The sequence below is a fragment of the Burkholderia sp. Ed8 genome, assembly GCF_040761425.1.
GTDB lineage: Bacteria > Pseudomonadota > Gammaproteobacteria > Burkholderiales > Burkholderiaceae > Burkholderia > Burkholderia seminalis.
This window is the reverse complement of sequence record NZ_CP142885.1, coordinates 2,262,956-2,275,426: the sequence shown is the minus strand read 5'-3', so window position 1 is coordinate 2,275,426 and position 12,471 is coordinate 2,262,956. Positions and strand designations below refer to the sequence as shown.

Below are 12,471 nucleotides of genomic sequence, written 5' to 3'. Positions count from 1 at the left end.
AATATGACGGCGGCGGTCCTATGCTTTGTCGCCGTCGCGTGCGGGATCGGATGTATCCGGGCTGCCGGACTGCCGCGCGGCTTCGTCGCTGAGTTTCTTGTCGAGGATCGTCGCGACGCGGCCGCCGAGATACGCGCCCGCCGCGGTTTCGAGCGCGCGGTTCGTCTCGCCTTCGACGAACACGGCCGCGAGCGGGCGCAGGCGCCAGATCGCGTCGACGAGTTCGGGCACGTCGGTGGCCGGCGGCAGCGTGCCGGCGTCGTAGCGGTCGAGCCGCTTCACGACGAGATCGACGAGCAGCCGCGCGATCGCGTCGAAGTGCGGCCGGGCGAGACTGATCACGTCGAGCAGCTCGCGCGGCGGAATGCCTTCCTTCGTCATCGCGGCCGCCGCCTCGAGCAGCGCGGGGCTCTTCGCGACGAACGACAGGCCGCGCCGTTCGAGCAGCCCGAGCTCGGTCACGCGCGACAGCTGCGTGGTCGCCTGCGGGCCGAACATCTGCGCGAGCGCGGCGAGCGAATAGGTCTTCGGCAACTCGTGCGACCAGCGGCCGCCGATCGCGTTTTCGAGGCCGAGGATCGAGCGCAGGTCGTGGCCTTCGTCGATCGCCTTGATCAGGTCCTGGATGTTCGACAGCGTGTAGCCGCGCGCGAGCAAATGGTTGATCAGCTTCAGGCGCGCGACGTGCGTATCGTCGTAGATGCCGACGCGCCCGCGTTTCTCCGGCGGCGCGAGCAAGCCGCGATCCTGGTACGCGCGGACGTTGCGCACGGTGGTGTCGGACACGCGCGCGAGTTCGTCGACCGTGTACTCGTTGCGGGAATCCGGCGCAGCCTCGTCGGGCGTGGAATGAGTCTGTTTTGACATGCGGGCATTCTAGCGCGACGCGGCGGGTCAGGGCGAGGCGGGGAGCGTGTGCGCGCCGCCGCCGAGCGGCCGTTGCAGCAGCGCCGTGTCGATCCAGCGGCCGTGCTTGAAACCGACCGCTTTCAGCACGCCGGCCGGTTCGAAGCCGAATGCGTGGTGCAGCGAGGTCGAGCCGCCGGTGCCGCCGTCGGCGATCACCGCGATCATCTGCCGCCACGGGCCTTGCTCGCAGCGCGCGATCAGCGCCGCGAGCAACGCGCGGCCGATCCCGCGCCCGCGCTGCGCATCGTCGATGTAGATCGAATCCTCGATCGCGAAGCGGTACGCGCTGCGCGTGCGGTACGGCGTGGCATACGCGTAGCCGGCCACGCGGCCGTCGCATTCCGCGACGAGATACGGCAGTCCTTGGCGCAGCACCGCGTCGCGACGCGCGCGCAGTTCGGCGACGTCGGGCGGCGTTTCCTCGAACGACGCGACGCTGTGGTGCACGTGGTGCGCATAGATCGCGTGGATCGCATCGAGGTCGGTGTCGACGGCGTCGCGAACGACGCAGGCAGGAGCAGTGGACATGGCGGAGGCGGCGGAGAAATGAAAACGTTACTATGCCGCTCGCCGTGCGGCTTGGCAAAGCTGTCGGGCAAATTACGGTGTCGGCTGTCTACAGCCGTCCGTCCGCCGCGTGAACCGCATCGGCGATCGCTTCGGCGACGCGCTGCACGCGCGGCGACCGGCGCACGTCCGGGTGAACGACGAGCCAGATCTCGCGCTCGATGTCGCAACGCGGGGCGTCGGTCAGCTCGACGAGCGGCGCAGCGACGCGGGCGGCCGGATCGTCGACGAGAAACCTCGGCAGCAGCGCGACGCCGGCCCCGGCGGCGCACGCACGATGCTGCGCGGCGAGGTCGTTGGCGATGAACGCGAAACGGCGCCCGGCCGCGAAGCGTTCGAGCCACTGCTGCTGCGGCGTTTGCGCGAGCGCGTCGTCGTAGCCGACGAACGGCCAGGTGTCGGGCGGCGCGTCGGCCCATTCCGGCGCCGCGCACAGCGTGAAACGCATCGTGCCGAGCCGGCGCGCGGCGAGTCCCGGCTCGCTCGGCCGCGACAGCCGCACCGCGAGATCGGCCTCGCGCGCATACAGGTCCGCCGCATGCATCTCGCCCAGCAGGTCGATCCGCAGTGCCGGCCACGCACGCTGTGCCCGGGCCAGGCGCGGCGCGAGGAAATGGCTGGCGAACACGGGCGACGCCGACACGCGCACTACACCGTCGAGCGCCGCAGCCCCTTGCGCGGCGCGCGCGAACGCATGTGCGTCGGCTTCGAGGCGCGCGGCGTGTTCGGCGAGGTGCAGCCCTTCGTCGGTCGGCGGCCAGCCGCGCGGCAGCCGGTCGAACAGCCGGATCCCGAGCGCCGACTCCAGCGCGTCGATGCGCCGCGCGACCGTCGAATGCTGGACCTGCAGCGCCCGCGCGGCGGCCGACAGGCTGCCGCCGCGCATCACCGCGAGGAAGTAGCGGACGTCGTCCCAGCTCATCGGCAGCGCGGATGCCGGGGCGGAATCCGGATCGGTCGAATTTTGCACAGTAAATGGGCGATTAACGTGAATTCCGCTCGATTATGCACGATGGGATGATCGCATCACATCATTCGAAAGCGAGGAACGTCATGACCCAGACTGCCCATGCCATCCGGATCGGGATCGACCGTTACGGCGACGCCGGCGTACTGCGCCGCGTCGATGCGCCCGTCGCGCCGCCCGGCGCCGGCGAAGTGCGGATTCGCCAGACCGCGATCGGCGTGAACTTCGTCGACATCTATTTCAGGACGGGGGCGCACGCATTGCCCGCGCTGCCGGACGCCCTCGGTGTCGAAGCGGCCGGTGTGATCGACGCGGTCGGGCCGGGCGTGACCAATCTCGTGCCCGGCCAGCGCGTCGCGTACGCGGGGATGCCGACCGGCAGCTATGCGAACCTGCGCACGATGCCGGCCGGCCGCGTACTGCCGATTCCCGACAACCTGAGCGACGCAGCCGCCGCTGCCGGACTGCTGAAGGGGATCACCGTCTACATGCTGATGCATCGCGTCCGCCAGGTCGGCGCCGGCGACACGGTGCTCGTGCATGCGGCGGCCGGCGGCGTCGGGCTGCTGGCGACGCAGTGGGCGCGCGCGCTCGGCGCGCGGGTGATCGGCACGGTCGGGTCGGCCGCGAAGGCCGCGCTCGTGCGCACGCACGGCGCCGACGCGGTGGTCGATTATCGCGAGGAGGATTTCGTCGCGGCGGCGCGTGCGTTCGGCGGTGGCGCGGGGGTCGATTACGCGATCGACGGAATCGGTGGTGACGTGCTGACGCGCACGCTCGGCGCGGTCCGTCCGTTCGGGATGGTCGCGAGCATCGGGCAGGTGGCCGCGATCGGCACGCGGCAGACGTTCGATCTCGACGAACTGGGCCCGGCCCGTTCGATCGCGCTCGCGCGGCCGAGCGTGCTCGGCTTCATCGCGCGCGACGTCGACGGATATCGGGACGCCGCGCGCGCGACGCTCGACCGGCTGGCCGGCGGCATGCATGTCGAGATCGGCGCGCGGCTGCCGCTCGAACAGGCGGCCGACGCGCACCGGCTGCTGGAGTCGCGCGCGACGACGGGCGGTGTTGTGCTGCTGCCATGACGGCGGTCGCGCGCCGATCGCGAGGCGGCCCGCCGGTCGCGTCGTGATTCGCCGAACGCTCAGTGGTGCTTGCGCAGCGGCGCATCCTCGACGAACCACGCGAGCACGAACGCGATCGCGATCACCGTCGCAGCCGACAGATACACGACATGCAGCGACCCGGCGAACGCGTGCAGATACGCATCGCGCACCGCGCCGGGCAACTGGTGCACGGCGGCCGGGCCGAGCGCGGGCGGCAACGCCGTGCCGGCCGGCCGCGCGTGCATCATCCGCGACTGCAGCCCGTGCGAGAACAGCGCGCCGAACGCGGCGACACCGAGCGAGCCGCCGATCGAGCGGAACAGCGTCGCGCCCGACGTCGCGACGCCCATGTGCCGGAATTCGACCGTGTTCTGCACGGCGAGCGTGAGCACGGGCATCACCATGCCGAGCCCGATCCCGAGCAGCGCCATGTACGCATACATCGTGTGCAGCGGCGTGTCGAGCGTGAGCGTCGCCAGCAGCGCCATCGCGACGCCGCCGATCAGCGTCCCCGCGATCGGGAACATCCGGTACGAACCGAGCCGCGAGATCAGCCGGCCGCTGACGATCGACGTCACGAGCATTCCGCCCATCATCGGCAGCAACTGCAGGCCGGCCTGCGACGGCGTCGAGCCTTTCACGACCTGCAGGTAGAGCGGGATGAACGTGACCGAGCCGAACAGCGCGACACCGACCACGAAGCCGATCAGGCTGACCAGCACGAAGGTGCGATGGCGAAACAGTTCGAGCGGCATGATCGGCTCGGCCGCGAGGCGCTCTTCGTAGACGAAGCCGCCGATCGCGACGACGCCGAGCACGAGCGTCATCCACAGTTGCGGCGACGTCCACGGCAGCAGCGAGCCGCCTTCGCTCGTGAACAGGATCACGCAGGTGAGGGCGGTCGCGAGGAACGCGGCGCCCATGTAGTCGATCCGGTGCTTCACGTGCGCGGTGTGCGGCCGGAACGCCACGCCGATCACCGCGAGCGCGAGCAAGCCGAGCGGCAGGTTGATCGTGAAGATCCAGCGCCACGACAGGTGCTCGACCAGGAAGCCGCCGAGCAGCGGGCCGACGATCGTCGCGAGGCCGTAGACGCCGCCGAACATCCCTTGGTAACGCGCGCGGCGATCGGGCGGGACCAGATCGCCGATCGCGGCCATCGTGACGACCATCAGGCCGCCGCCGCCGAGTCCTTGCAGCGCGCGCAGCACGATCAGCTGCGTCATGTCCTGCGCGACGCCGCACAGCGCGGAGCCCGCGAGAAACAGCACGATCGCGGCCTGCAGCACGATCTTGCGGCCGTACAGGTCGCCGAGCTTGCCGTACAGCGGCAGCACGACGGTGGACGACAGCAGGTACGCGGTGACGACCCACGACAGCTGGTCGAGCCCGCCGAGCTCGCCGACGATCGTCGGCAGCGCGGTCGACACGATCGTCTGGTCGAGCGCGGACAGCAGCATGACCAGCAGCAGCGCGGCGACGATCAGGCCGGTCGGCGCGTCGCGGCGCACCGTTTCGACGGCCGGAGGAGTGAGGAGGGTGTCGCTTGTCATCGATATGTCTGCCATGGCAGGGAATTGAATCGAAATATAGCCATGGATGATTGCCTAGTCAATTTCTGCCCAGCCTTGATATGTTGCAGGCGTAACAGGAGATTGCCGGCACGAAAAATTGACCGGGATCAGACGAGAAACGGGGGCGGACTCAAGTTTCTTGCAGGCAAACCGTAATACAGAGTGCCGCGGACCGATTGCCGCGGCACTTTTCACCGCTCACGTGCCGTCATGAACCTGAACGCCCTGTTTTCCCGCTTCTCGATCCGTACGCGGATCTTCTCCACGCTCGGCCTCGTTGCCCTGCTGCTCGTCGTCTCGGGGCTGATCGGCCTCGCCGGCATGCAGAGCTCGAACCGCGCGCTCGACGAGGCCTACACGCAGCAACTGGCTGCGAAGACCGCGCTGTCCGCGGCGAGCCTGAACCTGACGATCGTGCGCACGACGCTCGATCGCGCGCTGCTGCATCCGGAAGCGCCGGACGTGCCGGATCTCGTCAAGAAGGCCGAGAACTATCTCGCGAAGGCCGACGCGGCCTGGCGCAACTACGCGGCGATGCCGCACGACGGCGACGAAGGCCCGCTTGCGAGCCGCCTCGACGCCGCGCGCCAGGCGCTGATCGGGCAGGCACTGAAGCCGCTGATCGATGCGATCCGCGAAGGCCGGCGCGACGAGGCCGACCGGCTGCTGATGTCGGTTGCGCCGCCGCTGTCGGTCGCGCTCACGCAGGCGACCGATGCGCTCGACGCATACCAGGTCGCGCGCGGCAAGGACGTGTACGACACCGCGCAGACCTATTACGGCTGGATGCGCATGGGCGCGATCGCGGGCATCGCGTTCGGCCTGGCCGCGTGTCTCGGCTGCGCGATCGGCCTGCATTTCGCGATCACGCAGCCGGTGAACCGGCTGCTGTCGCATTTCCGCCGCCTGTCGGAGGGCGACCTGACGTCGGAAGTGCGCTGGTCGTCGCACGACGAAATGGCCGAGCTGGTGAAGGGCGTGACGGGCATGCAGCGCAGCCTCGCGGATACGGTGCGCCAGGTCAGCCAGGGTTCCGAAGCGATCTCGACGGCGACGCACCAGATCGCGGCCGGCAACACCGACCTGTCGCAGCGCACCGAGGAGCAGGCATCGGCGCTGCAGGAGACGGCCGCGAGCATGGAGCAGCTGACGGCGACCGTGAAGCAGAACGCCGACCACGCGCTCGAGGCGCAGGCCTGCGCGGACAGTGCGAGCGAGATCGCGACGCGCGGCGCGACCGTGGTGGGCGAGGTGATCGGCACGATGAACGAGATCGACCAGAGCTCGCAGAAGGTTGCCGACATCATCGGCACGATCGAGGGCATCGCGTTCCAGACCAACATTCTTGCGCTGAATGCGGCGGTCGAAGCCGCGCGCGCCGGCGAGCAGGGCCGCGGTTTTGCGGTGGTCGCGGGCGAGGTGCGCACGCTCGCGCAGCGCTCGGCGTCCGCGGCGAAGGAAATCCGCACGCTGATCGGCGAATCGGTCGAACGCGTCGCGACCGGCTCGCGGCTCGTCGGCATGGCCGGCACGACGATGCAGGACATCCAGCAGGCGATCGGGCGCGTGACGGGCATCATGACGGAGATCGCGGCCGCATCGGGCGAGCAGCGCGACGGGATCGAGCAGGTGAACCGCGCGGTGTCGCAGATGGATCAGGTGTCGCAGCAGAACGCCGCGCTCGTCGAGCAGGCTGCGGCCGCCGCGGCGTCGCTCGAGGAGCAGGCCGACGGGTTGCGTCGCGCGGTGGGCGCGTTCCGGGTGGCTTGAGGGCCCGTCGAGAAGTGAAGCCCCGGTAACGGGGCTTTATTCTTTTATAAACCGCGATTTTCTGGCGTGCCTTTAAAACAGGGGCAATCTGGCGCGAAGCCAATCCCACCTGGATGGCGGAATCGTCAGATGTTTTTCGTAACGCGATTTGCCGGTCAAATCGATGTAGCGAACCAGGTTGCCCTCGTAATCCAGGGGCGGGTGGAAGACGTTTCCGTGATGCCAGTTGACGGAGAAATATCGTCGAGCGAGAAGCTCGCCGTCTTCGCTGAATACTCTTAGCTCTATATTGTCGTTCGCTGCGTCCTGGTCGTTTCCGCCGGTGCCGCACATCTTGAATCGGTACGGAACGCCATTCATGTTCTTTACGCCGCCGTCCAGTGTCTCCGGATGGTCGTAGAAATCGCATCGCCCGTAGGTGGGGCGACTGAAATGAATGATCAAGCCTGCGGCTATGTAAATGCTAAAGGCTAGGCCAATGTATCTGATGGCTCTATTCTGCATATTTCGCCAAGATTGAGATCGATTGGTTTTTTCAACTTCAAATAAACTGGGTTTGAATATATCACGAAGTCTCTGCCTCGGTGATGTTTCTCACGCCAGCGGCTGTAGTCTGCATTGTGGATTGGAAAGTAAACATCGGAATTTCTGAATTTTCCGATCCAACCCCTTCGCGTGTCTACAGGTTTGTTGATGTTTCTCGACCAAATGCCGATGTCGGAATCTCGTTTTGGAGAGCTTGATCCAGTGAGAATCGATCCGGGGGCAATGATGACTCCGTGCTTGTTCCAGTGCCCCAAGTATTGCTTTCCGTTGAATGAATAGTTGTCTTTCACATATGCATAGATGTGGGTGACTTTTCCGGCGACGTCAAGGCAGTAATAATTTCCCGATTTCTCGTATTTGAAATATTTTTCGCTTGAAATTTCAACTTTTCCGATGGCGACATAAATATTGAAGTTCGCCAGCGCTCCTGTGAGATCGGTTGGGGCGAGATTTTCCAGGGTGTCCCAGTTGTCTATTGGCGCCAGCTGAAATTGCCAATCGTTGTGAAATTTCTGTAAATTGGATGTAAATGGAGTGGTACTGAAGTCGGACGTTGGATTTCTTTCGAAAAGAGTTTCTTGAGGAAGGATTTTGTGATGTCTGATGCCGTCCGGATGGATCGCTCGCTATAGATGTCGCTTGCCAGAAGTTTTTCGTATTTTCTTTTGACACTTCCGAATTTCAATGCCCAGTCGAGAGTAACGACATTGTCGTTCAGCGGCTGGGTTGATGTCGGGTCATCGTTGTAAATATGCGCATCACCCGCAAACCAGATTCGCGCAAGTTTGGCTGAAACCTTCCAGCCCAAATTGTCCATCGCGATTGGTACGTCCTGGAGATCGAAAGGCGGCGGGTTTTCGCAAGCGTCCGATTCCGCCTGTCTCGGCGATCCTTGGGTTGTTGGTTGATCGGCTTGCGGCGGCGATTGGGGGGCCGCAGAGGGCTTGGGAGCAGTCGAGGGCCTGGAAATCGGCCTGGGAGGCGGTGGCGGCTTTTCCCCGGTGCGAGCCGGTCGAGCGAGACACCCCTTTGGGTATCAAGCGGAATACACCCTTGGGAACCCTTGTATTCCTTCAGCTCCGATCCGAACCATCCCTTTTTCGGCTTGTAGTAAGCCACCTTTTTTACGTCGGCCATGGACTATCCCGTTTGCAACGAATAGCCGGGCATCGTAAGAGGCCAGTTCAAAAACCCCTGCTCAGCTCGTCGGAAGATGTTCCAACAGATGAGCGAGCAGCCAAGTTTCAGGAATGCTTCGTGAATGTAGGCACGTCGCTCAAAGCGAGTGCGTAGGCGACGGAAATTGTGGAGCCAGGAATGCGTACGTTCGACCACCCAACGATACTTGCCCAGACCACTGCCATGCTCGGTCCGGCGCTTGGCGATCACCGGCTTGATACCGCGTTCGCGCAACGCGCGACGATGTCGGGTGCAATCGTAGCCGCGATCGGCGTAGACGACGCCGGGCTTCTGAAGCGGTCGGCCACGAACGCCGCGGATGGGTGGGATCGCATCAACGAGCGGCAGCAACTGCGTGACGTCGTTGGTGTTCGCGCCAGTCAGGATCGCAACGAGAGGAACGCCGTTGGCGTCTACGAGGATGTGGTGCTTGGAACCGGGTCGCGCGCGATCCGTGGGGTTCGGGCCAGTTTTTCGCCCGCCCCAACGGCGCGCACGGACGACGAATCGACCGCAGCGTATGACAGATCGATTTGGCCGGTCGCACGCAACTTGTCGAGCAGCAACTCGTGCAGTTGGTCCCATACACCAGCCTTTTGCCAGCCGCTCAATCGCCGCCAGCAAGTGGCGCCCGAGCCAAAGCCCAGACGAGTCGGCAAGTGGTTCCAACGAATTCCCGTTTTGAACACGAACAGGATACCGTTGAGCGCCGCACGATCGGACACGCGCGGACGACCAGGATCGCTCTTCGCGCGAAGCTTCGCAGGTGGCAGCAATGGTTCGATCAGTATCCACAGTTCGTCGTCAATGATTGGCGCTTCCATCCTTGGACTTCCCTTGTTCTGATGCCCAAGGTTAACAGCTTGCCGAGGAAGTAAACAACCCCTCTCCGGAGTTTTTGAACTGGCCTCTAAAAGCCGGCGGCAAGCGGATAAACCATCATCAGTGGCCGAAACAGGGCGAAACGCGGGGGGGCAAGAGGGCGAAGCAGGAAGAAATGTGCCCGATTGTGTCGGCGACCGTCATGTCGGAGATCGTCCCCAAGCCGGGCGCGCCGTCCCGCCGCGTTATCCCGCCGCGAGTTGCGCGGCCGCGCGCGACGACGCGACGATCAGCAGCTTCATCGTCGCCCGCGTCGCGCCGACGAACAGCTTGCGCGCGGCACGCGCGTCGAGCGTGTCGAAGTCGACCTCGGTGAGGATCACGCACGGCGCCGACTGGCCCTTGAAGCGATAGATCGAATCGAGCAGCACGTCGCCTTCGCGATATTCGGGGTTGCCGAACAGGTCGTACTTGCCGGTGAAGCTCTTGATCCGGTGCGGGCCGAGCTGGTCGAGCGGCGCGAGCACCGAGCCTTCGCGGCCGCGATACGACAGTACCGCGATGTCCTGCTTGCGGAAGCCGAGTGACAGCGCCTGCGTGACCGCACGCTTGGTCGCGTCGATACAGGCTTCCGCCAATGCGTCGGCCGACGCGCCTGGTTCCCCGTATGCCGATACCGACGGATCCGAACCGTCGAACGGGCTGCCCGAGCGCAGCTCGGCCGCGAGCGGCTCGACGCGGCCGACGACGTCGCGCACGAATTCGAGCAGGTCGCGCGGGCTGCGGTAGTTCGTCAGCGCCTTCAGCGTGACCCAGCCGGGCAGTGCGACGGGCTCGCGCATGTACAGATTCTGCAGCGGATCCTCCAGCCACCACCATGCGCCGTCCGGCGCCAGCAAGCGCTCCAGTGCGGCCGCCCACGGCGCGTGGAAATCCTGCCCTTCGTCGACGACCAGCACGTCGAAGCGCCAACGCTCGGGAATCGGCGCTTCCGCGAAACGCGCTTCGAGCCGCTCGAATTCGCCGGGCGCCTGGAAGTCGGGCGTATAACCGCCGTCGCGCGCGACCCAGTCGCACAGCTGGTGGTAGTTCGCGATCTTCGCGCCGGGCGGCGCGATGCGCGCGATGTAGTCGGCGAGCGGCCGGTTGAAGCACACGTACAGCACGCGCTTGCCGGCCGCGACGGCGTCGCGCATCGCCTGCACCGCGAGCTGCGTCTTGCCCGAGCCGGCCGTACCGGTGACGCGCAGCCGGAACGGCGCGAATTCGAGCTGGCGCGCCCACGCGGCGAGCCCGCCCGACAGCCGCGTGACGAGCGTGCCGGCCTGCCCGACGAGCGCGCTCGTGTCGGGCGTGAGCGCGAGTTCGTCCGCGAGGAAATGGTGGAGTTTCGGCGCGTTCGGAAAGGGCTCGTCGTCCTCGGGCAGGATCTGCAGGATCACGTGCGCGAGCTGGGCCTTGCGCGATGCGTCGACGATACGGTCGGCCGGGACGCCCGCGATCGACGCATCGCGGATCGAGTAGTCGGGGCAGTACAGCAGCGCCTCGACGCCGTAGACGCCCGCGCCGAGCGCGGCCGTCAGGCGCCGGTGCAGCGTCTCCTGCGTGCGCGCAAGCTGGATCGGGACATTGCGCTCTTTCTGCAGGTAGACCTTCACGAGCCCCTTGGGCGTTTCGCGCAGGAAGCCGGCCTTCTGCTCGATCAGCAGCACGCGGCCGGCCGGGCTCACGACGACGAACGCCGCTTCGCCGAATACCGAGAACGCCTGGTCGGCGCGCGTCCAGTGGACGCCGTGATACACGGTGTAGCTGTCGGGCAGCGCGTGTTCGAGCGCGGCGAGCGTTTCGCGCTCGCGTTCGGCCGCGCCGGTCGCGGCGAGGCTTTTCCAGTCGTCGGGGATGAGGCGGGCCATGGCGTGGGCGGCGGATGCCGGCGTGGGCGTGAACAGGTGCGGCTATTGTACTGATGAACCTGTTCATGCCCGCGGCGCCGCGCGTGCGTTGGCCGCTCGAAGGGCGGCCGGGCGGAGGTTATCCGCGCGCGAGCCGTTTCGCGAGATCGGCGCTGAGAATCGCCATGCGCGCGGGTTTTTCGTAGCAGACGACGTCGAACGCGCGGATCACTTCGCTGATGTCGGCCTCGCTCGCGCGGCCGGTGAGCAGGTCGCCCGTCAGCACGAAAATCGGCGCGCCCGGGTTGTCGGACGTGCGCACGGCCTTGATCGCGGTGGCGGCCGTGCTGTCGTCGAACAGCCATTCGGTCAGCACGGCGTCGAACGCCTGGCCCTGCAGCGCGTCGACGAACGGCGCGAGGCCGTCGAACGAGGCCGTCGAGAAACCCTGCCGTTCGAGGTAGCGGCATAGCTCGGTCGCGCTCACGCGGTCGGGGTCGATCACCGCGACGACGAGCTTGTCGCTCTCCGCGCGGCGCGGATAGATTTCGATCTTGTGCACGTCGTACGCGTTTTGATACAGCACGCCGGTGTGGCGCAGCACGCGCCAGCGGCCGTTCTGTTCGTACGCGACGAACTCGGGGCGCGCACCGGCCTCGAGCGGCGCGCCGATCCATGCGGTGCACGGAATCTCGGCGACGCCCGCATACAGGACGGCCTCCTGCGAATAGGCGCCGACCATGCCGGGGTCGAGCGTTTGCGCGCCGAACAGCTGCGCGGCGGGTTCGCCGTACGCTTCGGCGACTTTCTTGATCTGTGCGAGCGTCCAGGGGCTGCTGCCGCGCAGTTTGCGATGGCCTTGCGAGAAACTCAGGTCGAGGATGCGGCACAGCTCGGTGGTCTGCTGGCGCTTGCCGATGCCGTTGCGGGTCATCAGCTCGCGCACGCGCTCGGCAACCGCGAGGGAATCCGTGGTGATTGCTTCAGTGGTCATGCTACGGGAACGGATCGTGACGTTCAGAACGACGCCTTGCGGCAGTCTCGACGGACAGTCTTCATGACGTCCAATGGCGAGCCGACCGGCCACGCGCGGAAAAGATAACTTTACCGCAAAATGGTCGTCATTCAGTGTCGCGTAA

General features: G+C 66.0%; 12 protein-coding genes. 2 read left to right on the top strand and 10 right to left on the bottom strand.

Annotation, left to right across the window (positions count from 1 at the left end):
• Positions 1–18 precede the first annotated feature (18 nt).
• From VXM69_RS10355 to VXM69_RS10345, 3 genes are all read right to left on the bottom strand, one after another.
• Positions 19–867, bottom strand: coding sequence for a MerR family transcriptional regulator (locus VXM69_RS10355; RefSeq protein ID WP_367188548.1), 849 nt, complete (start codon positions 865–867; stop codon positions 19–21).
• Positions 868–894: 27 nt separating this feature from the next.
• A complete protein-coding gene (locus VXM69_RS10350) occupies positions 895–1,437 on the bottom strand; it encodes a GNAT family N-acetyltransferase (protein WP_034187988.1) in 543 nt (180 codons plus the stop codon).
• 88 nt (positions 1,438–1,525) lie between these two features.
• Positions 1,526–2,398 carry a LysR family transcriptional regulator gene (locus tag VXM69_RS10345; protein WP_367188547.1) on the bottom strand — a complete coding sequence of 291 codons (873 nt, stop codon included), beginning with the start codon at positions 2,396–2,398 and terminating at the stop codon, positions 1,526–1,528.
• 131 nt (positions 2,399–2,529) lie between these two features.
• Here VXM69_RS10345 and VXM69_RS10340 point away from each other — a divergent pair, with 131 nt between their 5' ends.
• Positions 2,530–3,528: a quinone oxidoreductase gene (locus tag VXM69_RS10340; RefSeq protein WP_367188546.1), complete on the top strand. Its 999-nt coding sequence runs from the start codon at positions 2,530–2,532 to the stop codon at positions 3,526–3,528.
• Positions 3,529–3,587: 59 nt separating this feature from the next.
• On the opposite strand, the gene VXM69_RS10335 is transcribed toward VXM69_RS10340, so the two are convergent.
• Positions 3,588–5,102, bottom strand: coding sequence for an MDR family MFS transporter (locus VXM69_RS10335; RefSeq protein WP_367188545.1), 1,515 nt, complete (start codon positions 5,100–5,102; stop codon positions 3,588–3,590).
• A gap of 231 nt (positions 5,103–5,333) precedes the next feature.
• Here VXM69_RS10335 and VXM69_RS10330 point away from each other — a divergent pair, with 231 nt between their 5' ends.
• Positions 5,334–6,893 (top strand): methyl-accepting chemotaxis protein, encoded by a 1,560-nt coding sequence (locus VXM69_RS10330; protein WP_034187984.1) that lies wholly within the window; start codon positions 5,334–5,336, stop codon positions 6,891–6,893.
• A gap of 72 nt (positions 6,894–6,965) precedes the next feature.
• On the opposite strand, the gene VXM69_RS10325 is transcribed toward VXM69_RS10330, so the two are convergent.
• The 6 genes from VXM69_RS10325 to VXM69_RS10300 form a co-directional block, all read right to left on the bottom strand.
• A complete protein-coding gene (locus tag VXM69_RS10325) occupies positions 6,966–7,337 on the bottom strand; it encodes a hypothetical protein (RefSeq protein WP_226103996.1) in 372 nt (123 codons plus the stop codon).
• A gap of 26 nt (positions 7,338–7,363) precedes the next feature.
• Complete coding sequence (locus tag VXM69_RS10320; RefSeq protein ID WP_367189236.1) at positions 7,364–7,915, bottom strand: DUF6402 family protein; 552 nt, start codon at positions 7,913–7,915, stop codon at positions 7,364–7,366.
• Entirely contained in the window at positions 7,912–8,256 is a 345-nt protein-coding gene (locus tag VXM69_RS10315) for a DUF6402 family protein (RefSeq protein WP_367188544.1), read from the bottom strand. Before VXM69_RS10315 ends, VXM69_RS10320 begins: the two co-directional genes overlap by 4 nt.
• A 323-nt stretch (positions 8,257–8,579) precedes the next feature.
• Positions 8,580–9,442 (bottom strand): IS5 family transposase gene (locus VXM69_RS10310; protein WP_367188543.1). Its coding sequence is split into 2 segments (ribosomal slippage): positions 8,580–9,094 and positions 9,094–9,442, totalling 864 coding nucleotides; the frame shifts between segments, so codons are not numbered across the junction.
• Positions 9,443–9,685: 243 nt separating this feature from the next.
• Positions 9,686–11,353: an ATP-dependent helicase gene (locus tag VXM69_RS10305; protein WP_175027766.1), complete on the bottom strand. Its 1,668-nt coding sequence runs from the start codon at positions 11,351–11,353 to the stop codon at positions 9,686–9,688.
• A 118-nt stretch (positions 11,354–11,471) separates the two neighbouring features.
• Positions 11,472–12,326: a helix-turn-helix domain-containing protein gene (locus VXM69_RS10300; RefSeq protein ID WP_034187982.1), complete on the bottom strand. Its 855-nt coding sequence runs from the start codon at positions 12,324–12,326 to the stop codon at positions 11,472–11,474.
• Between the last annotated feature and the right edge of the window lie 145 nt (positions 12,327–12,471).